Source organism: Acidovorax sp. PRC11 (assembly GCF_031844105.1).
Lineage (GTDB): Bacteria > Pseudomonadota > Gammaproteobacteria > Burkholderiales > Burkholderiaceae_C > Paracidovorax.
On the sequence record NZ_JAUZUQ010000012.1, the window covers coordinates 45,757 to 64,768 of the forward strand.

At 70.2% G+C, this 19,012-nt stretch carries 18 protein-coding genes; 12 read left to right on the forward strand and 6 right to left on the reverse strand.

The genetic code is table 11. The features are described 5' to 3' along the window. Nucleotides 1–45: 45 nt before the first annotated feature. Both Q9R47_RS14830 and Q9R47_RS14835 read right to left on the reverse strand, forming a co-directional pair. Nucleotides 46–1,713: an acyl-CoA dehydrogenase family protein gene (locus Q9R47_RS14830; protein ID WP_311233968.1), complete on the reverse strand. Its 1,668-nt coding sequence runs from the start codon at nt 1,711–1,713 to the stop codon at nt 46–48. 85 nt (nt 1,714–1,798) lie between these two features. Beyond that, nucleotides 1,799–2,728 carry a LysR substrate-binding domain-containing protein gene (locus Q9R47_RS14835; protein ID WP_311233969.1) on the reverse strand — a complete coding sequence of 310 codons (930 nt, stop codon included), beginning with the start codon at nt 2,726–2,728 and terminating at the stop codon, nt 1,799–1,801. A gap of 165 nt (nt 2,729–2,893) precedes the next feature. Here Q9R47_RS14835 and gtdA point away from each other — a divergent pair, with 165 nt between their 5' ends. The 8 genes from gtdA (at nt 2,894) to Q9R47_RS14875 (ending at nt 10,524) form a co-directional block, all read left to right on the forward strand. Further along, a complete protein-coding gene (gene gtdA, locus Q9R47_RS14840; RefSeq protein ID WP_311233970.1) occupies nt 2,894–4,021 on the forward strand; it encodes a gentisate 1,2-dioxygenase in 1,128 nt (375 codons plus the stop codon). Nucleotides 4,022–4,181: 160 nt separating this feature from the next. Continuing rightward, complete coding sequence (locus Q9R47_RS14845) at nt 4,182–4,880, forward strand: fumarylacetoacetate hydrolase family protein (protein WP_208947724.1); 699 nt, start codon at nt 4,182–4,184, stop codon at nt 4,878–4,880. Between the two features lie 18 nt (nt 4,881–4,898). After that, nucleotides 4,899–5,555, forward strand: coding sequence for a maleylacetoacetate isomerase (maiA, locus tag Q9R47_RS14850; protein ID WP_311233971.1), 657 nt, complete (start codon nt 4,899–4,901; stop codon nt 5,553–5,555). Nucleotides 5,556–5,668: 113 nt separating this feature from the next. Continuing rightward, entirely contained in the window at nt 5,669–6,994 is a 1,326-nt protein-coding gene (locus Q9R47_RS14855) for an aromatic acid/H+ symport family MFS transporter (RefSeq protein ID WP_311233972.1), read from the forward strand. 118 nt (nt 6,995–7,112) lie between these two features. Further along, nucleotides 7,113–8,078, forward strand: coding sequence for a helix-turn-helix domain-containing protein (locus tag Q9R47_RS14860; protein WP_311233973.1), 966 nt, complete (start codon nt 7,113–7,115; stop codon nt 8,076–8,078). Nucleotides 8,079–8,187: 109 nt separating this feature from the next. Beyond that, nucleotides 8,188–8,916 (forward strand): alpha/beta hydrolase, encoded by a 729-nt coding sequence (locus Q9R47_RS14865; RefSeq protein ID WP_311233974.1) that lies wholly within the window; start codon nt 8,188–8,190, stop codon nt 8,914–8,916. Between the two features lie 46 nt (nt 8,917–8,962). Next, nucleotides 8,963–9,721 carry an OmpW family outer membrane protein gene (locus tag Q9R47_RS14870; RefSeq protein ID WP_311233975.1) on the forward strand — a complete coding sequence of 253 codons (759 nt, stop codon included), beginning with the start codon at nt 8,963–8,965 and terminating at the stop codon, nt 9,719–9,721. Between the two features lie 269 nt (nt 9,722–9,990). Then, nucleotides 9,991–10,524 (forward strand): hypothetical protein, encoded by a 534-nt coding sequence (locus tag Q9R47_RS14875; protein ID WP_311233976.1) that lies wholly within the window; start codon nt 9,991–9,993, stop codon nt 10,522–10,524. 185 nt (nt 10,525–10,709) lie between these two features. Here the strand turns inward: Q9R47_RS14875 and Q9R47_RS14880 are convergent, their stop codons facing one another. Beyond that, nucleotides 10,710–11,621 carry a LysR family transcriptional regulator gene (locus Q9R47_RS14880; RefSeq protein WP_311233977.1) on the reverse strand — a complete coding sequence of 304 codons (912 nt, stop codon included), beginning with the start codon at nt 11,619–11,621 and terminating at the stop codon, nt 10,710–10,712. 111 nt (nt 11,622–11,732) lie between these two features. Here Q9R47_RS14880 and Q9R47_RS14885 point away from each other — a divergent pair, with 111 nt between their 5' ends. From Q9R47_RS14885 to Q9R47_RS14900, 4 genes are all read left to right on the forward strand, one after another. Then, complete coding sequence (locus Q9R47_RS14885) at nt 11,733–12,728, forward strand: 2Fe-2S iron-sulfur cluster-binding protein (protein ID WP_311233978.1); 996 nt, start codon at nt 11,733–11,735, stop codon at nt 12,726–12,728. A 66-nt stretch (nt 12,729–12,794) separates the two neighbouring features. After that, the gene (locus Q9R47_RS14890) at nt 12,795–14,066 is read left to right on the forward strand and encodes an aromatic ring-hydroxylating dioxygenase subunit alpha (RefSeq protein ID WP_311233979.1); all 1,272 of its coding nucleotides are present in this window, start codon (nt 12,795–12,797) and stop codon (nt 14,064–14,066) included. Nucleotides 14,067–14,079: 13 nt separating this feature from the next. Then, on the forward strand, nt 14,080–14,604 hold the full coding sequence (locus tag Q9R47_RS14895) for an aromatic-ring-hydroxylating dioxygenase subunit beta (protein ID WP_311233980.1): 525 nt from the start codon (nt 14,080–14,082) through the stop codon (nt 14,602–14,604). A 16-nt stretch (nt 14,605–14,620) separates the two neighbouring features. Further along, nucleotides 14,621–14,950, forward strand: coding sequence for a non-heme iron oxygenase ferredoxin subunit (locus tag Q9R47_RS14900; protein WP_311233981.1), 330 nt, complete (start codon nt 14,621–14,623; stop codon nt 14,948–14,950). Nucleotides 14,951–14,971: 21 nt separating this feature from the next. Here Q9R47_RS14900 and Q9R47_RS14905 read toward each other — a convergent pair whose 3' ends face one another. From Q9R47_RS14905 to Q9R47_RS14915, 3 genes are all read right to left on the reverse strand, one after another. Beyond that, nucleotides 14,972–16,420: a methyl-accepting chemotaxis protein gene (locus Q9R47_RS14905; RefSeq protein WP_311233982.1), complete on the reverse strand. Its 1,449-nt coding sequence runs from the start codon at nt 16,418–16,420 to the stop codon at nt 14,972–14,974. Between the two features lie 229 nt (nt 16,421–16,649). Continuing rightward, nucleotides 16,650–17,555 (reverse strand): dipeptidyl aminopeptidase, encoded by a 906-nt coding sequence (locus tag Q9R47_RS14910; protein WP_311233983.1) that lies wholly within the window; start codon nt 17,553–17,555, stop codon nt 16,650–16,652. Nucleotides 17,556–17,660: 105 nt separating this feature from the next. Continuing rightward, a complete protein-coding gene (locus tag Q9R47_RS14915) occupies nt 17,661–19,010 on the reverse strand; it encodes an MFS transporter (RefSeq protein ID WP_311233984.1) in 1,350 nt (449 codons plus the stop codon). Nucleotides 19,011–19,012: the final 2 nt, after the last annotated feature.

Consider the following 19,012-nt stretch of genomic DNA (forward strand, 5'->3'; position numbering starts at 1 on the left):
TGAAAGCGGTCGATCCGTACCGGTGCAAGGCCCGTAGAGGTCTGCTCAGCCGGGGAACGCGCGCGACAGGACGGCGTCAACGCCCAGCGCGCGCGCATCGATCGCGCCCACTACGCGCCCGCTGCCTGCATCGCCAAGGCGGGTCGCGATGAACGCATCCGCCACGGCCGCGGGCGCATGGCGGCGCAGCAGGCAGGCCTGGGCCAGCAGCACCAGCCGCTGCACCAGCAGGCGGCCCAGCGCTTCGAGCGCTTCCGCGGGCTCGGCCAGTAGCGCCTGCAGCTCGCGCAGCGCGGCGGCGATGCGCGGCTCGCCCTGCGCGGCGGGTGCGAGCTCTTCCAGCAGGGCGTGGGCGGCCTCGGGATCGCGGGAGAGGGCGCGCAGCACGTCCAGGCACATCACGTTGCCCGATCCTTCCCAGATGGAGTTGACGGGCGACTCCAGGAAGAGCCGGGCCATCACGCCTTCCTGTACGTAGCCGTTGCCGCCGAACACTTCCATGGCCTCGCCCGCCAGTTCCACGCCGCGCTTGCAGACCCAGAATTTGGCGGCCGGCGTCATCACGCGCTTCCAGGCGCGGTCGGCCGGGCTCGCGGTGCCGCCGTCGTCGTGCTCGAAGGCTTCGGCCAGGCGCATCAGCAGGGCGAGCGCGGCCTCGCTCTCCAGCGCCAGATCGGCCAGCACGGTGCGCATCAGGGGTTGTTCGGCCAGCGCGCGGCCGAAGGCATGGCGCTGGCGTGCGTACGCGATCGCCTGCACGGTGGCCTGCCGCAGGATGGCGGCGCTGCCGGCCACGCAGTTGAGGCGCGTATAGGTGGCCATCTCGATGATGGTGGGAATGCCGCGGCCTTCCTCGCCCATGAGCACGCCCCAGGCGCCGTCGAACTCGACCTCGCCGCTGGCGTTGCTGCGGTTGCCCACCTTGTCCTTCAGGCGCTGCACGTGCACGCCGTTGAGCGTGCCGCCCTCCAGGCGCCGCGGCACGTAGAAGCAGGCGAAGGGCCCGCCCTCGCCCGTGCGCGCCACCACCAGGTGCGCATCGCTCTGCGGGGTGGAGAAGAACCACTTGTGGCCGCGCAGCAGGTATTCGCCGCCCCGCCCGCCCGCGCCGACCGGCGTGGCCACGGTGGTGTTGGCGCGCACGTCGGAGCCGCCCTGCTTTTCCGTCATGCCCATGCCCAGCCAGATGCCGGCCTTGTCGTGCGCGGGCAGGTCGCGCGGGTCGTGCGTGCGGCTGCGGAGCCTGCCCTCCAGCTGCGCCCACAGCGCCGGTTCCTTGCGCAGCAGCGGAATCGATGCCTGCGTCATCGTGGCGGGGCAGAGCGTGCCCTGTTCCACCTGCCCGTGCAGGTAGAAGCCCGCGGCCCAGGCGGACCAGCGGCCGGGCCGGTCGCCGTCGAACGGCATCGAGACCAGGCCCTCGCCGCGGTAGAGCGCCATCAGCGCGTCCCACGCGGGATGGAACTCCACCCGGTCGATGCGCCGGCCGCGGCTGTCGAAGCGGTGCAGCACGGGCTTGTGGTGGTTGGCCAGTTCGGCCAGGGCATAGGTGCCGGCGCTGCCGAGCCGGCGGGCGTAGTCGCCCAGCGCGGGCAGGGCATGGCCGGCGCCCGCGCGCTGCAATGCCTCCTGCAGCGCGGCATCGGTGGCGAGCAGGTCGTAGTCGGCCAGCTCGGCGTATTGGTTGAAAACCACGTGGGTGGGCTGGGCCATGGGTGTCTCCTCCACAGGGATGCGATGCGGCGGCGTGCGCCGAGGCCCTTATGGTGCCCCTACGGGCCCGGGCCTGCACGCGCCTTCAGGACACGGGGGAGGAAGAAACTTCGCGCAGTGCGCGCAGCATGGCGGCCACCGCCATGCGGTCGGTGGTGTTCTCGCGCCAGTACATCGACACCGATCCGAAGCCCGACAGCCGCACCGGCAGCACGCGCAGCGCGCCCATGTGCGAGAAGCGCAGCGCCGCGCGGTGGGAGGCCAGGCCGATCATGTCGCTGTGGCCCAGCAGCGTGAGGTTGATGGTGACGGAGTTCGATTCCACGCTGCCCGGCGGCAGCGCATGCCCGGCGGCGGCCAGCGCGCCGTCGAGCGCGTTGCGGATGGGCGTGCCGCGTGGCCAGACCAGCCAGCGGAAGGCCATCAGGTCGCGCCAGCCGGGCGCCTCGCCCTCGGCGCGCTGCAGCAGCGGGTGCTGCGGGCGCGCCACCAGATGGATCGGCTCCATGTAGAGCGTCTCGGCATGGATGTGCGCATCGTGCAGCTCGGGCGCGGAGCGGCCCACCACCACGTCGAGTTCGCCGTGGGCCAGCTGCTGCATAAGCACGTTCATGGTGCTCTCGGCCAGCCGGATCTGCGCGCGCGGCAGCCACTCCAGCAGGCGCAGCACGGCCATCGGCACCACGTCGGAGGCCGATGCGCCCGAGGTGCCCACGACCACCAGCCCGCTGCCGCCGTCGCGCAGGGCCTGCATGTCGTCGCGCGCGCTGTCCAGGTGGGCCTCGATGCGGCGGGCGTGCGCGATCAGCGCCTCGCCCTGGGGCGTGGGGCGCAGGCCGCGGGCATGGCGCTCGAACAGCACCATGCCGAGATCGTCCTCCAGCTCCCTGAGCCATTTGGAGAGCGCGGGCTGCGCGGTGTGCAGTTGCTGCGCCGACTGGCTCATGTTGCCGGTCTGCGCGAGGCTGAGGAGCATCTGCAGCTGGCGCAGCCGCAGGCGGTGGGTCCAGTCCATGGGCGATCCAGGCGTAAGAAGGTGGGCAGGAGGTATATCCAAAAACTTATGGATAAGACCAATAAATGATTTTACGGACTATCGCTCGCTTCGAATAATGGACTCCATGGCACGGCCGAGCCTTCACCGAGGGCGCGACGCCGGGCCGCTGCCAAGGAGACAAGCATGGACACCACCACCCTCGCCCGGCCTGCAGCCCAGGGCGCCGCCCCGGCCGCCGCGTCGGCACCGGCACCTGCCTCGACGTCCCGGACCCCATCACCGGAACGGCAGGCCTACTACGACCGCATCGCCGGCCACGGCATGGCCCCGCTGTGGGAATCGCTGCACAGCCTCGTGCCGCGCGAGCCGCGCCCGCAGGCCGTGCCCGCCATCTGGAAATACGCCGACGTGCGCCCGCTGGTCATGCAGGCCGGCGAGGTCATCAGCGCCGAAGAGGCCGTGCGCCGCGTGCTGATCCTGGAGAACCCCGGCTTGGCCGGCCGCTCCAGCATCACCTCCACGCTGTACGCGGGGCTGCAGCTGATCCTGCCCGGCGAGGTGGCGCCCAGCCACCGCCACACGCAGTCGGCGTTGCGCTTCATCGTGGAAGGCCAGGGCGCGTACACGGCCGTCAACGGCGAGCGCACCACCATGCGGCCGGGCGACTTCATCATCACCCCGTCGTGGACCTGGCACGACCACGGCAACCCGCGGCTCGAAGAAGGCGGCGAGCCCGTGGTGTGGCTGGACGGTCTGGACATTCCCCTGATCGGCCACCTGGACGCCGGCTTCGCCGAGAACTACCCCGAGGCCGTGCAGCCCATCAGCTGCCCCGAAGGCCACAGCTTCGCCGCCTTCGGCCACAACATGGCGCCCGTGCGCCACCGCGCGGCGGACTCGGCCTCGACCTCGCCGATCTTCAGCTACCCCTACGACCGCAGCCGCGAGGCGCTGGACCGGCTGTTCCGCCAGGGCGAGCTGGACGCCTGGGACGGCGTGAAGCTGCGTTACGTGAACCCCGCCACCGGCGGCTGGCCCATGCCCACCATGGCCACCTTCCTGCAGTTGCTGCCCGCGGGCTTCCAGGGCCGCACCTACCGCGGCACCGACGCCACCGTGTTCAGCGTGGTGGAAGGCCAGGGCACGGCGCGCATGGGCGACAGCACCTTCCAGTTCGGCCCGCGTGACACCTTCGTCGCCCCGTCGTGGGCGCCGGTGCAGCTGGCCGCCACGCAGGATGCGGTGCTGTTCAGCTACTCCGACCGCCCCGTGCAGGCGGCACTCAATCTCCACCGCGAACACCGCATGTGATGGGGCGCGGTCCACAGAGCCTCCCTGGCGGCGTTGCCGCATCTTGCCGTGGCGCTGCCACTGTCTGCGATGCGGCGCCTTGCCAGAGAGGCTCTGTGGACCGCTTACGAGCGTGACCCTGCTTCCCCTTTGAACGATTCATTCCTAGAAAGAAAACACCATGGCCTTCGTTTTCCCTGCTCCTCCTACCGTCGCCGTGCCTGTCGTGGGCACGCCGGATGCCTTCGCCGTACGCCGTGTGTACTGCGTGGGGCGCAACTACGCGGCCCATGCGCGGGAGATGGGGTTCGATCCGGACCGCGAGCCGCCGTTCTTCTTCTGCAAGCCGGCCGATGCGGTCATTCCGGTGGCCTACGGCGAGACGCTGCGGCTGCCGTACCCGGTGCGCACCGACAACTTCCACTACGAGGCCGAGCTGGTCGTCGCCATCGGCAAGGCCGGCAGCGACATCCCGCGCGAGCAGGCGCTGGAGCATGCCTGGGGCTATGCCGTGGGCCTGGACATGACCCGCCGCGACCGCCAGATGGAGATGCGCCAGATGGGCCGCCCGTGGGAGATCGGCAAGGCCTTCGACGCCTCCGCGCCCATCGGCCCCATCCACCGCGCGAGCGACGTGGGCCACTTCGAGCAGGCCGGCCTCTGGCTCACGGTGAACGGCGCCGACCGCCAGCGCAGCGACGTGTCGCACCTGATCTGGTCGGTGGCCGAGACCATTGCGGACCTCTCCACGTATTTCCGCCTGGAGCCCGGCGACCTGATCTACACCGGCACGCCCGAAGGCGTCGGCCCGGTGGTGCGCGGCGACCGCATGGTGGTGGGCGTGGAGCGCCTGGGCGAGCTGGCGGTGGACGTGGTCTGACGTTCGATGGGCTCCGCCATGCAGCTCTACAGCTTCTTCAACAGCTCCACCTCGTACCGGGTGCGCATCGCGCTGGCGCTCAAGGGGCTGCCCGCCGACTACCACGGCGTGAACATCCGCACCGGCCAGCACCGCGCTCCGGGCTATGCCGAACTGAACGCCTCGCGCGTCGTGCCCACGCTGGTGGACGGCGATTTCACGCTGGGCCAGTCGATGGCCATCCTCGACTACCTGGACCAGTGCCACCCCGAGCCGCGGCTGATCCCGCTCGAACCCCGCCTGCGCGCCCGCGTGCTGGAGCTGGCGAATGTCATCGCCTGCGACATGCACCCGGTCAACAACCTGCGCATCCTCAAATACCTGCAGGGCCCGCTGGCCCTGAGCGCTGCGCAGAAGGACGCGTGGTACGCCCACTGGGCGGCCGAAGGCTTCGAGGCCGTCGAACGGCTGCTGGAGCGGCACTGCGGCACAGGCGAGGGCGGCACAGGCCCCTGGTGCTTCGGCGATGCGCCCACCCTGGCCGACGTATGCCTGGTGCCCCAGGTGGCGAACGCCCTGCGCGCCGGCTGCGACCTCGCGCCCTATGCGCGCGTGATGGCCGTCCACGCGCATGCCGAACAGCACCCCGCCTTCATCGCGGCACGGCCGCAGGCGCAGCCGGACTACCAGCCATGACCTGACCTGTGCGAGCCCCAAGGGGCGCAGAGATCCGCCGGCCAGGGTGGCGACAAGCCGTCCGGCACCGGCGGGCCGGGCCCTTTCCATCCCTGACAACGGAGCGAGACAAAATGACCCCATCCATGGCCGCCGGCATTCCGGCGGCAGACCGCGCCGCCTTCGGGCCGCTGCAATTGCGCGTGACGCTGCTGTGCGCCATCGTCGCCATGCTCGACGGCTTCGACACCCAGTCCATCGCCTACGTGGCGCCGCGCATCGCGGAAGACTGGGGCCTCAAGGCGTCCGAGTTCGGCCCCATCTTCGCGGCGGGCCTCTTCGGCCTGATGGCCGGAGCCTTCCTGCTCAGCCCGGTGGCGGACCGCTGGGGCCGCAAGAAGGTGATCCTGCTGTCCACCTGCATCTTCGGCCTGTTCGCGCTGCTCACCGCCTGGGCCACCAGCATGAACGAGCTGCTGGCCTACCGCTTCATCACCGGCGTTGGCCTGGGCGCGGCCATGCCCAACATCATCGCCCTCACCAGCGAATACGCGCCGCAGCGCCTGCGCGCCACGCTGGTCACCGTGATGTTCTGCGGCTTCCCGCTGGGCTCCACGCTGGGCGGGCTGGTCTCCAGCTGGCTCATCGCGCACTTCGACTGGCATTCGGTCTTTGTGCTGGGCGGCGTGCTGCCCCTGCTGCTGCTGCCCGTGCTCGCGCTGCTGCTGCCCGAATCGCTGCGCTACCTGGCCGCCAGCGGCGCCGCGCCCGCGCGCTACGAGCCGATCGTGCGCAGTGCCTATCCCGGCGAAGACCCGGCCACGGTGATGGCCGGCCTGCGCGGCGAGGCCGCGGGCGTGCAGGGCGGCTTCTCGGTGTTCGAGCTGTTCCGCCACGGCCGCCTGCCCACCACCCTGCTGCTCTGGCTGGCTTTCTTCATGAACCTGCTGGTCATGTACTTCCTGGTCAACTGGCTGCCCACGCTGCTCAAGAGCGCCGGCCTGCCGCTGGAAAAAGCCATCCTCTCCACCGCCATGCTCAACCTGGGCGGCGTGGTGGGCGCGCTCGCGCTGGGCCGGCTCATCGACCGCTTCAGCGCCTACACGGTGCTGGGCGCGGCCTACGCCGCATCGGCCGGCTTCATCGCGCTGATCGCCTTCAGCGGGCAGAACCTCACGGGCCTGCTGGCCGGCGCCGCGCTCTCGGGCTTCGGCGTGGTGGGCGCGCAGATCGGCTGCAACGCGCTGGCCGCCGCCATCTACCCCACCCACATCCGCGCCACCGGCGTGGGCTGGGCGCTGGGCGTGGGCCGCATCGGCGCCATCGTCGGCCCGCTGGCCGGCGGCGCGCTGCTGGCTGCGGCGTGGACGCCGTCCTCCATCATCCTGGTGGCCGCCGTGCCCGCGGTGCTGGCGGCCGTGGCGGTGGTGCTGCTGGGGCGCGTGCGGCGCGGCGCGTGATGGCGACACGATAGGGATGGCGACGTGATAGGGATGGCCCGGAGAGCGCCCACTGCCGAGCCGGCATAGCATCCCCGGCAAAGACATTCCCACAGCGGCCCACCGCACCCGACACGCCATGCACGACGGCCTTCGCACCTGGACCACCGACGCCGTTCCCCCCGCGCAGCGGGCCGACTACTGGGTCGGCGCCGTCTGCGACTGCTTCCTCGACATGGAGGTCGAGCCCGGCCAGCGCCACGCGTTCTCGGCCACGCTCACCTCCGTGCCCTGCGGCGGCCTGCGCCTCAACCGCGTGAGCGGCAGCGGGCAGCGCGTGCGCCGCACGCAGCAGGCCATCCGCCGCGGGGGCGGCGACAACTTCTACTACCTGCTCTGCAAGGACACCGCGCCCTGCCACGTCGCGCAGGACGATGCCGGCGCCGCGCGCCTGCTGCCCGGCGATCTGGCCCTGATCGATTCGCGCCGCCGCTACCTGCTGGACTTTCCGGACGTGGTGGACACCGTCTCCATCCAGATCCCGATCGGCTGGCTGGGCACCTGGCTGCCCGCCGCGGACCCTTGGCTGGGCCGCCGCGTGGACGGCTCCGCCGGCTGGGGCCGGGTGCTGAGCGCCTACGTGAGCCAGCTGCAGACCGAGACGCCCGAGCGGCTCGGCGCGCTGCAGGCCGAGCACCTGGGCGGCCTGCTGTCCCTGGCCTGCGGCGCGGTGCCCCATGAGCCGCCGCGCCCGGGCCTCTTGCAGCGCATCGAACACTGCGTGCGCGAGCGCTTCTGCGAGCCCGGCCTCACCGCCGCCGACGTGGCCGATGACGTCGGCGTCTCGCTGCGCACGCTGCACCGCGCGCTGTCGTCGGGCGGCACCACCTTCGCAGTACTGCTCATGCGCGAGCGCATGGCCGTGGCGCAGCGCATGCTGCATGCGCCCTCGCACCGGCACCTGACGGTGGCCGAGATCGGGCGGCGCGCAGGCTTCCTGGACCCGTCGCACTTCGCACGCGCCTGCCGGCAGTGGTGCGGCAGGACGCCCGCGCAGGAGCGGAGCGCGGGCGGAGATGCGGTGAGCGCAGCGGCACGCGCCTGAACTCCCGCCTCGCCTGGCAGCCAGCGTCCGCCACGCTGGCACGCAACGGCCATCCGCGGCCCCACCGCCGGGCCACCATGGGTCTCCCACACCACAAGGAGACAACGACATGGCGGACACCTACGTTCTGGTCCACGGCGCCTGGCACACCGGCGAAACCCTGGCGGCCACGGCCAGGCACCTGCGCGCGCGCGGCCACACCGTGCACTGCCCCACGCTGCCGGGCAACCGCCCCGGCGACGGCACGGCCCCGCTGGGCCTGCAGGACGCGATCGACGGGCTGGTGCAGTTCCTCGAATCGAACGACCTGAACGACGTGCGCCTCGTCGGCCACAGCTACGGCGGCATGCTGCTCTCCGGCGCGGCCGACCGCGTGCCCGGGCGCATCCGGCGGCTGGTGTACGTGAACGCCTTCGTGCCGCTGCCCGGCGAATCCCTGGCCGACATGGCGCCCCCCTACTACCGCGCCATGTTCGAAAACATCGCCGCTGCGAACGGCGGCGGGGTGCAACTGCCCTACGAGGTCTGGCGCGAAAGCTTCATCAACGACGCCGATGCGGAGCTGGCGCGCACCACCTATGCGCTGCTGCACCCGCAGCCGCTGCGCTGCCTGACCGACCCCATCACCCTCTCGCAGCCCACCGCCGCACTGGCGCTGGGCAAGTCGTACCTGAACTGCCGCGAAGACACCGCGCTCCCGCAGAGCCTGCCCTGGCATCCGCGCCTGTCGGAGCGGCTCGGCCTGTTCCGCTACGTGGAGACCGGCGGCAGCCACGAGGCCCTGTTCACCGACCCCGAAGGCTTCGCGCGCGGCATCGAGCGCGCGGGGCGGGATTGATCCGCGGTCACAACGGCACACACCCAGACAGCCAGGAGACAACGCCATGCAAGCCACTGCACACCGCAACACCCCCGCCGCCGCCACCGCCGCGCGCCCGTTCCTTTCACGGTCTGCTGCCCGTGCGGCCTGTGCCGCAGCCGCCGCTTTCGCCAGCCTCGCCCCCACGCTGCCCGCGCAGGCGCAGGTTCAAGCACAGACCCAGGCGCCCGACGCGGCTCCGAAATCGCCCTGGCGCATCTACGCCGGCGCCGCGCACATCGGCTTCAGCACCTCGGCCGAAGTGCGCGCCGGCGGCCAGTTAGTGCCGGGCGCCGATGCCAAGGCCGACGCCAACTACAGCCTCGGCTTCGGCGCCATCTACGACTTCCACCCGGGCTGGAGCGCCGAAATCGCCCTGGGCCTGCCACCCACCACCGCCCTCAAGGGCACCGGAACGCTGGCCGGCGCCGGCACGCTCGGCAAGGTGAAATACGGCCCCGCCGTGCTCTCCGTGCGCCGCCATCTGTGGGAAGGCGGCCCCGTGCGCCCCTACATCGGCGCCGGCATCGACTACACCCTGGTGCTCGAATCCCGCGATGGCTTCGTGTCGAACCTTCACGTCAAGAATGGCGTCGGCCCGGTGCTGCAGGCCGGCTTCGAGGTGCCGATCGACCAACGCTGGAGCTTCTTCGTCGATGCGAAGAAGATCTGGCTCAAGACGACCGCGACGGGCACGCTGCCGGCGCTGGGCGGGGCGCCGGCGCATGCGAAGGTGCGGCTGGATCCGCTGGTGGTGACGGCGGGGGTGAGTTATCGGTTTTGAGGGTAGCAGCGTGAGCACGGCTGGGTGGAGTGCTCACGCGGGGTTATCGATTCTGAGAGTGTTTCCCCCACGACTTGACCGGACCTCGGCATGCGGCCTGCCTGCTGAGCCCGTTCAATTCGGTAATGAACATCTCAGTTAAATCCCCCCTTCATCGATACCAACATTGACAAGCCTTCGTCACATATGTGCATCCAACGACGAATTACTTGATACGTTGTCTTCAGGTCGAGTTATGATTGATACTCTTTTTTACAATTAACAAGACGATGAAAATCAAGCTGGCTCTTCTGATCACGACGACGTTCCTTTTCACCGGTTGTGCATACAACGTTGCGCCTTATGGGGCAGCAGTCCAAAACGTTGAAGCGATCAAGGCCTACAACCTTCAGCCGGTTGCAGTGGGAAGTTTCCAGTCCGCGAAGCCGGGCAACGCCTCTCTGACGTGTCGCGCTGCAGGCCCTGTAACGGTCTCTCCAAACTTTGAAAGCTACATTCAGCAGGCCTTTGTGGATGAACTCAAGCTTGCCGGAATCTATAGCGCTACCTCGCCACTGGTCCTGACCGGCAAACTTGAGGAAGTAGATTTCAGCTCCGGCATGACCGATGGCAACTGGTCGTTCACACTCACGTTGACCAACTCGCGGAACGAGAGTTTTACGACGAAGTCGAGGTTCAATTTCTCGGGCAGTTTTGTGGCTGATAAAGCCTGTCAAGAAGTTGCCCAAGCGTTTGGCCCTGCTGTGCAGAAGCTTGTCGGTGACGTGATCCGCGATCCTAAATTCCGCCAGATCGCCAACTGATCTCCCCGCAACGGTGACTATCTAGCAAACCGCAAACTTAGGACTCCCGGCCTGCAGAGTCGTGGCTGCATTTGCAGGTGCTGGATTCAGCCTTGGGCCTATCTTTGTTCGGGCAGAGCCCAGGGCTGCCACAAAGGTGGCATCGCAACCAAGTCCGTATTGGATGTGGAGCAGGGTCAGCAAGCTCACTCCCCCTCCGCAAACATCTCCACCACCACCCCCCGCAACCACTGGTTCCCCGGGTCCCGGTGGTACTTCGTGTGCCAGAACAGGTTGATCGCCACCTGCGGCAATTTCGCGGGGTGGGGCGCATACGCCAGGCCGAAGGGCTCGGCCATGCTCTGGGCCATCTTCTCGGGCACGGTGGCGACCATCTGGGTGGCCTGCAGGATGTGGCCGATGGCGACGAAGTGCGGCACGGTGAGGCGCACGTCGCGGGCCACGCCCATGCGCTCGAGCAGTTCGTCCACCTTGCCGTGGCCCGTGCCTTCGGAGACGACGACCACGTGCTGCGCCTTAGCGAAGTCGTCCAGCCCGATGCGGCGGCGCTTGTGCAGCGGGTGGCCCTGGCGGAACAGGCACACATACGGCTGGCGGAACAGCCGGCGCTGGAAGAAGCCGGCCTTCAATTGCGGCAGCAGGCCGACGGCCAAGTCCACCTTGCCGGCCTCCATGGCGTCCTTCAGGTCGGTCGCTGAGTTGCGCACGGTGGTCAGGCGCACGCCGGGCGCCACCTGGGCCAGGCGCTCCAGCAGGCGCGGCAGGAAGTAGATCTCGCCGATGTCCGTCATGCCCACCTTGAACACGCGCCGGCTGGTGGCGGGGTCGAACCCCAGCTTGTGGTTCAGCGCGCCGTGGATCATCGCGAGCGCGTACGACACGGATTCCGCGAGCTGGTCGGCGTAGGGCGTGGGCTGCATGCCGTGGGCCGTGCGCAGGAACAGTTCGTCGCCCAGCAGGCGCCGCAGCCGCGCGAGGGCGTTGCTCACCGCCGGCTGCGTGAGGCCCAGGTTCTCGGCGGCCTGCGATACCTTGCGCGTGACCAGCAGCTGCTGGAAAACCACCAGCAGGTTCAGGTCGATCTCTTCCAGTTCCACGCTGCACCTTTATTCATCCGAGTGATGGGATGTATTCATGCCATTCTATTGGCTGATGGGTCATTCGCAGGAATGATCGGGGCCATAACGAAAACCTGGAGACAGTCCCCGATGGAGTTGCTTATCGAGCCGCTGGGCCGCGTCCTGCCCGTGGAACCCGGCGCCAACCTGCTGGAAGTGCTGCGCGAGCACCAGATTCCCGTGTCGTACAGCTGCATGGCCGGGCGCTGCGGCACCTGCCGCTGCAAGGTGATCGCGGGCGAGGTGCTGGATTCCGGCCAGGCCCTGCGCATGCCGCCGCTGGGCGGCGATGGCGAGGCCCAGTATGTGATGGCCTGCCAGACGATTCTGAGCGAGTCCTGCACCATCGAGATTCCCGAGCCCGACGAGGTGGTGGTGCACACCGCCCGCACGCTCAAGGCGACGGTGACGGCCGTGGAAACGCTCACGCACGACATTCGCCGCCTGCGCTTGAAGCCTGCCAAGCCGCTGGATTTCTCGCCGGGGCAGTACGCGCAGTTGCAGTTCGGCCCGGGCCTGGTGCGGCCCTATTCGATGGCCGGGCTGCCGCACGATGGCGAACTCGAGTTCCACGTGCGGCTGGTCGAAGGCGGGCTCGTCTCGACCCACGTTGCCAACGTGCTGGCCGTGGGCGATGCGGTGCGCGTGAGCGGGCCGCTGGGTTCGGCCTACCTGCGCCGCAAGTACGAGGGGCCGATGCTCTGCGTGGCGGGCGGCACGGGGCTGGCGCCGATCCTTTCCATCGTGCGCGGCGCGCTGGAAGCCGGCATGCCCAACCCCATCCATGTCTACGCCGGTGCGCGATCGGCCCGCGATGTCTATGGCCTTCAGTGGCTCTCCACGCTGCAGCAGCGCTACCCGCAACTGCACGTGCATGCCGTGGTGGCCGCCGCCGATGCGGCGCCGGGCCAGCGCATGGGCCTGGTCACCGACGCCATCGCCGAAGACTGGCCGAGCCTGGAAGGCTGGCGCGCCTACCTGTGCGGCTCGCCGCCCATGGTGGAGGCCGTGTCGCTGCTGGCGCGCCAGCGCGGCATCGCGCCCGAGCATCTCTATGCGGATGCTTTCTACGCGAGCACGCCCTGAGCCAGAGGGCGGCGGCTTTCCATTTTTTTCGCAACGCCCAAGAACAAGTCCCAAGGAGACAACGACATGAGCAGTTCGCCCCACCCCGTCTTTCCATTGCAGCCCGTCTGGGAAAGCTCAGGCACCCACCGCGTGCCGTTCGCGGCCTACACCAGCGAAGAGATCTACCTCCGCGAGCTGGAGCGCTTCTTCTACCGCGGCCACTGGTGCTACGTGGGCCTGGAGGCCGAGGTGCCGAACCCGGGCGACTTCAAGCGCACGGCGATCGGCGAGCGCTCGGTGATCCTCACGCGCGGCGAGGACATGCAGCTGCATGTGGTGGAGAACGTCTGCGCGCACCGCGGCATGCGGTTTTGCCGCGAGCGGCACGGCAACCGCAAGGAGTTCGTCTGCCCCTACCACCAGTGGAACTACAAGCTCGACGGCGCGCTCCAGGGCGTGCCCTTCCGGCGCGGCGTGAAGCAGGACGGCAAGGTGCACGGCGGCATGCCGGCGGATTTCAAGCTGGAGGAGCACGGCCTCACGCGGCTGAAGGTGGCCGTGCGCGGCGGGGTGGTGTTCGCCTCGTTCGACCACGGCGTGGAATCGCTGGAGGACTTCATGGGCCCGGTGATCCTGGGCTACTTCGACCGCATGTTCAACGGCCGCAAGCTGAAGATCCTCGGCTACAACCGCCAGCGCATTCCGGGCAACTGGAAGCTGATGCAGGAGAACATCAAGGACCCGTACCACCCCGGCCTGCTGCACACCTGGTTCGTCACCTTCGGCCTCTGGCGCGCGGACAACAAGTCCGAACTGAAGATGGACGAGCGCCACCGCCATGCGGCCATGGTGTCCACGCGCGGCGAGGCGAAGAAGCAGGCGTCGGACGTGTCGAACGTCTCCAGCTTCAAGGCCGGCATGCAGCTGGAAGACCCGCGCTTTCTCGACATCGTGCCCGAGCCCTGGTGGGGCGGCCCCACGGCGGTGATGACCACGCTGTTCCCGAGCGTGATCCTGCAGCAGCAGGTCAACAGCGTCTCCACGCGCCACATCCAGCCCGTGGGCCACGATGCCTTCGATTTCGTGTGGACGCATTTCGGCTACGAGGGCGACACCGACGAGATGACCGAGCGCCGGCTGCGCCAGTCCAACCTGTTCGGCCCGGCGGGGTTCGTGTCGGCCGACGACGGCGAGGTGATCGAGTTCTCGCAGCAGGGCTTCGAGCAGAAGCCGTTCCACCGCGCGCTGGTGGAGCTGGGCGGCCACGGGGTGGGCGACACCGACCACATGGTGACCGAGACGCTGATCCGCGGCATGTACGAGTACTGGCGCGGCGTGATGGAGAAGGAGGACTGAGGCGATGAGCACGATGACGATCCCTACCACTTCCACCGCCGCGGCCACCACCACCGGAACGCCCGCCATCGACTTCGCCGACTGGTTCGCGCTGCAGCAGCTCTATGCCGACTACGCCTCGGCGCTGGATGCCGCCGACTGGGACCGCTGGCCGGGCTTCTTCACCGAGGACTGCGTGTACCGCCTGCAGCCGCGCGAGAACCACGAGCGCGGCCTGCCGCTGGCCACGCTGTCGTTCGACAGCCAGGGCATGCTGAAGGACCGCGTCTATGGCATCCGCGAGACGCTGTTCCACGATCCCTACTACCAGCGCCACGTGATCGGCGTGCCGCGCGTGCGCGCGGCCGGCGGGGGCCGCTGGGAGTGCGAGGCGAACTACGCCGTGCTGCGCACCAAGCTGTCGGAGCCCTCCACGGTGTTCAACGTGGGCCGCTACCTCGACGTGGTGGTGCGCACGCCAGGCGGGCTGCGCTTCGCCCGCAAGGAATGCATCTACGACAGCGAAATGATCCTGAATTCCATCATCTACCCCATCTGATCCGAGGAGATATTCCATGACCGCTATCGATACCGGATGGACCGAGGCCGCCGCGCTGGACGATGTGCCGCAGGACGACGTGGTGGGCGTGACCGTCGCCGGCCGCGACGTGGCGCTCTATTCGGTGGAGGGCGAGGTGTTCGCCACCGACAACCTCTGCACCCACGGCAATGCGCGGCTGTGCGACGGCTTCCTGGAGGGGCACGAGATCGAGTGCCCGCTGCACCAGGGCCGCTTCGACGTGCGCGACGGCAGCGCGCTGTGCGCGCCGCTCACGCAGGGCCTGCGCACCTACCCGGTGCGCATCGAGCAGGGGCGGGTGTACCTGCAGCTCGAAGGCGCGTGACCGGGGCGGGGCCGGGCGGTTTCAGCGTGCCAGCGCGATCGCGCGTGCGGGCTGGAACTGGAAGCCGTCCACCACGCTCTTGAGCCGGCCGGCCTGCTCCAGCAGGCTGGTGGCGGCGGCAGAGGATTCCTCGACCAGCGCCGCGTTCTGCTGGGTCATGTGGTCCAGCTCGGCCACGGAGGCGTTCACGCGGCCCAGCTCGCCCGATTGCCCTTCGACCGAGGTGCTGATGGCGCCCACCACGGCGGAAGCGCGGCGGGTGCAGTCCACCACGTTCTGCATGTGCTCGCCGGCATCGGTCGCCAGCCTGCTGCCGCGCTCGGCCTTCTCCACGGAGGCGGCGATGAGCGTGCGGACTTCGCGCGCGGCCTCGGCGCTGCGCCCCGCCAGGGAGCGCACCTCGCCCGCCACGACGGCGAAGCCGCGGCCCTGCTCGCCGGCCCGCGCGGCCTCCACCGCGGCGTTCAGCGCGAGGATGTTGGTCTGGAAGGCGATGCCGTCGATCACGCCCACGATGTCGGCGATGCGCCCGGCGCTGGAGTGGATGTCCTGCACGGTGGCGACCACTTCGGTCACCACGCCGCCGCAGTGCTCGGCGAGCTGGGTGGCTTCCTGCGTCAGCCTGCGGGCCGCGATCGCCTCCTGCACGCTGTGCTGCACGGCGCCGTCCAGCTGGCCCATGGACGCCGTGGCGTCCTGCAGGTGCGAGGCGGTGCGCTCGGTGCGCTGGCTCAGGTCGCGGTTGCCGGTGGCGATCTCGCCGGCCGCGGCCTGGTGGACGTCGGAGACCACGCCATTGAGCCGCGACAGCGCTGCCTGCAGCGCCTGCGCCGCGGGGCTGTGCACCACGACGCCCGACACGTCCAGCGACAGCTGGCCGTCCGGCTGCAGCCGGCACAGGTGCTGCAGTTCCGCCGATTCGATCGCGTCGGCGCGGGTGCGCAGCACGATGCCGACCTCCGCGGCGGTCTGCACGACCACGAAGGCGGCGTGCACCAGGATGCGGCCGAAGTCGGGTTCGCTGAGACAGTACAGCGGTGCTCCGGCGAGCTGCAGGCGGTCGAACGCGATGTGATGCACGGCGATCAGCAGCGCCGCGTAGACGACGGGCCGCCAGTCGCGGTAGGCCAGCACGAAGGCCAGGAAGACGAAGGCGCCGAAGTGCATCTCGGTGGTGCCCAGGCTCAGCTGGATGTGCAGCGCCACCAGGCCCATGCCGGCGGTCACCAGCGCCAGCCGGCTCAGCAGGCTGCCGCGCGCCGCCAGATAGGCCGACACGGCCAGCGCCATGAGCGCACCGCTCCAGACCAGGGCGGTTCCGGCGCGGCCATGGACGGAACCGATCCACAGCGCGACGACCGCGCCGAGCGCGCAGGTGGCCAGCAGGAGGCCATCCGCCCTCCGGCCGATGGCTTGCAGGGACTGCTGCGCGCTGGGAGACAGCGAGCGGCTTCGTGTCGTTTCTTCCATAGGGCGGATTCCTGGTGAGTGGGGTGTGGAGGAAACCGTTTGCCTGCCGTGCGCTCAGGGCAGGGGGGTGTCGGGGCGGCAAAGGCGAAACGGCGGCAACGGAGAGCTCCTGAGGGGGAGGGATACTTTTTGTAACATGTTCGGCACTGTCGAGTCAATCGGGGATGTGGGGGGCGGGCTGCGAGGGTGCTGCCGGGTGCGGTGGCGGCGTGCCGGCTACCGGGGCTATTCAGGGCGCCAGCAGGCCCACCCTGGCCGTGAACGCATGCAGCGGGTCGCGCCAGTGGCGCCCGCCCACCCGCAGCAGGTTGTGCCCGTCCGCGCCTTCCAGCGCCGGAACCGCGATGAACTGCGCGTCGTCGCCACCCTCGCGGAAGGCGCCGAACCACTGGCGCGGCATGTCCGGGCCCCAGTACTGGTCGTTCCCGGCATAGAGCCACAGGCTGGGCACACGCACCTGCGTTCCCAGCTGGCGGTAGAGCGCGGTCAGCACTTCGGGCCGGCAGCTGTGGCCGGGGGCGGTGTCGGGCTTGCCGCCCGCGCCGCCGGAGAAGTTGACCGCGCCGACCACGCCGGGGAGGTGTTCCGAGGCCGCGGCGATGGTGGCCATGCCGCCCACGGACTGGCCTTCGAGCAGGATGCGGTCGCGCCGCACCCAGGGCTGCTGCAGCGCCCAGCCGTGCACGGCCCGGACGGTGGACGCGGCATGCCGCGCCACCGCGGCGTAGTCCGGCAGCCCGGTGCAGGCGGTTCCGGGGGCCGGCCAGCGGGCGCCGGAGTTCTCGCGGTCCGCGCCGCCCGTGGCGCCGTAGCCGGGTCGGATGGGCGCGACCACGGCCACGCCCTGGCGCAGCCAGAAGGCCACGTGGCCCAGGGGTACGGGGTACTGCAGGCCGGCGCGCACCGCGGGATCGGCCGAGCGGCCGTGCGAGAAGATCACCAGCGGAAACGGGCCGGCCCCTTCGGGGCGGAAGACCTGGGTGGCGACGTCCACCGTGCGGCCATCGATGGCGAGCGGCAGCACCTGGGTGTCCGGTGCGGGCAAGGGGGGCGCGGCGCCGGCGGGGCCCGTGGCCAGGAAGGCCGTCAACAGGGCGCCAAACAGCAATGGCAGGAATCGGCGCGGCAGGAGCATGCGGACCTCGGAACGGAGCCAGGGGTGGAGTGCCCCTTCATTATGGGCCGGCTCGACAGTGGCGGCCGCGCGCGGCCCTGGCTTTCCTCGAGCGCCGCTGCCGTTTCAAGCGGGCTGGGGCGCGGGCCGCCGGGCCGCCTGCCGCTGCGCGAACCAGAACACCGGCAGGGCCAGCACCGCGCACCCCGCGAGCACGGCGAAGGCCAGCCCGAAATGCCCCTGCGCACCCACCACGCTGTTGGCGATGGCGGGGCTGAGCGCGGCGCCGACGCCCTGCAGCGTCATCACCAGGCCCAGGGCGGTGTTGTAGCGGCCGCTGCCGCGCACGTAGCGCTCCACCATCAGGGGCGTGGCCACGCCGAGCGCGCCCGCGGCGAGGCCGTCGAGGATCTGCACGGGGATGTTGGCCCAGGCCTCGGGGATCGCCCAGGCCAGGATGCCGCGCACGGGCAGCGCGAGGATGGCGAGGTAGACGAACACCTGCAGGTCGAAGCGGCGGCTGCGCGACACCCACAGCGCGACGGGCACCATGGTGAGCTGGGCGACGACGATGGCGATGCCGGTCCACAGGAGCGGCGCGGAATCGGGCACGGTGGCCGCGAGCCGCTGGTTGAGCAGCGGCAGCATGGCGGCATTGCCCAGGTGGAACAGCGCGCAGGTCAGGCCGAACAGCCAGAGCGCGCGGTGCGACAGGAAGGCGCGCCAGCCCTCGGGCGCCTGCGTGGCCCCGGTGGCGGGGGCCGCGGTTTCGGCGCGCCCGGGCTCCGGTGCGGCGGCGCTGCCGCGCGCGGCCACGTGGTCGATGTCGCGGTCGCGGATGGATGCCAGGCAGGCGAGGGCGCCCACGGCCATGGCCGCCATGACGACCAGCATCCAGGGGGCGCCGAGCCAGTGCGCGAAGGCCGCCGCGCCGAGCGCGGAGACGATGTTGCCGGCGTGGCTGAAGGCTTCGTTGCGGCCGGTCTGGTGGCGCAGGCCGCTGCTGCGCGCGAGGCCCAGCGTGAGGGCCGCGAGCCCGGCGGCCAGCAGGGCGCCGGCCACCCCGGTGAGCACCTGCGACAGCACCAGCATGGCCGGCGACCGGGTGCCGAAGGCGAGCGCGCTCGCGCCCAGGACGGCGATGGCCGCGATCGCGATCAGGACCCGCTTGGCGCGGGTGCGGTCCGCCCAGGCGCCGGCCAGCGGCGTGGCCAGCATGGCCGCGAGGCCCCCGGCCGACATCACGATGCCGATCATCGTCTGGTCGATGCGCTGCGTCTGCAGGTAGGTGGCGAGGAACGGGCCGAGCCCGTCGCGCACGTCCGCCATGAAGAACGCCATCCACGCCAGGGCCGTGAGGGAGGCCCCGGCGGCCACCGGCGCACTGCCGCCGGCAGTCCGTGCGTCCCGGTGCAGGTCGCCGATGAGGGCGGCGGGGGCGGTGTCTGCGGTGGCGGCGTGCGCGGCGGTGGTCATGG

Excerpts from the sequence above, each read along its gene's own strand:
- Q9R47_RS14830 (WP_311233968.1), bottom strand. The coding sequence starts at position 1,713 with ATGGCCCAGCCCACCCACGTGGTTTTCAACCAATACGCCGAGCTGGCC.
- Q9R47_RS14835 (WP_311233969.1), bottom strand. The coding sequence starts at position 2,728 with ATGGACTGGACCCACCGCCTGCGGCTGCGCCAGCTGCAGATGCTCCTC.
- gtdA (WP_311233970.1), top strand. The coding sequence starts at position 2,894 with ATGGACACCACCACCCTCGCCCGGCCTGCAGCCCAGGGCGCCGCCCCG.
- Q9R47_RS14845 (WP_208947724.1), top strand. The coding sequence starts at position 4,182 with ATGGCCTTCGTTTTCCCTGCTCCTCCTACCGTCGCCGTGCCTGTCGTG.
- maiA (WP_311233971.1), top strand. The coding sequence starts at position 4,899 with ATGCAGCTCTACAGCTTCTTCAACAGCTCCACCTCGTACCGGGTGCGC.
- Q9R47_RS14855 (WP_311233972.1), top strand. The coding sequence starts at position 5,669 with ATGACCCCATCCATGGCCGCCGGCATTCCGGCGGCAGACCGCGCCGCC.
- Q9R47_RS14860 (WP_311233973.1), top strand. The coding sequence starts at position 7,113 with ATGCACGACGGCCTTCGCACCTGGACCACCGACGCCGTTCCCCCCGCG.
- Q9R47_RS14865 (WP_311233974.1), top strand. The coding sequence starts at position 8,188 with ATGGCGGACACCTACGTTCTGGTCCACGGCGCCTGGCACACCGGCGAA.
- Q9R47_RS14870 (WP_311233975.1), top strand. The coding sequence starts at position 8,963 with ATGCAAGCCACTGCACACCGCAACACCCCCGCCGCCGCCACCGCCGCG.
- Q9R47_RS14875 (WP_311233976.1), top strand. The coding sequence starts at position 9,991 with ATGAAAATCAAGCTGGCTCTTCTGATCACGACGACGTTCCTTTTCACC.
- Q9R47_RS14885 (WP_311233978.1), top strand. The coding sequence starts at position 11,733 with ATGGAGTTGCTTATCGAGCCGCTGGGCCGCGTCCTGCCCGTGGAACCC.
- Q9R47_RS14890 (WP_311233979.1), top strand. The coding sequence starts at position 12,795 with ATGAGCAGTTCGCCCCACCCCGTCTTTCCATTGCAGCCCGTCTGGGAA.
- Q9R47_RS14895 (WP_311233980.1), top strand. The coding sequence starts at position 14,080 with ATGACGATCCCTACCACTTCCACCGCCGCGGCCACCACCACCGGAACG.
- Q9R47_RS14900 (WP_311233981.1), top strand. The coding sequence starts at position 14,621 with ATGACCGCTATCGATACCGGATGGACCGAGGCCGCCGCGCTGGACGAT.
- Q9R47_RS14905 (WP_311233982.1), bottom strand. The coding sequence starts at position 16,420 with ATGGAAGAAACGACACGAAGCCGCTCGCTGTCTCCCAGCGCGCAGCAG.
- Q9R47_RS14910 (WP_311233983.1), bottom strand. The coding sequence starts at position 17,555 with ATGCTCCTGCCGCGCCGATTCCTGCCATTGCTGTTTGGCGCCCTGTTG.
- Q9R47_RS14915 (WP_311233984.1), bottom strand. The coding sequence starts at position 19,010 with ATGACCACCGCCGCGCACGCCGCCACCGCAGACACCGCCCCCGCCGCC.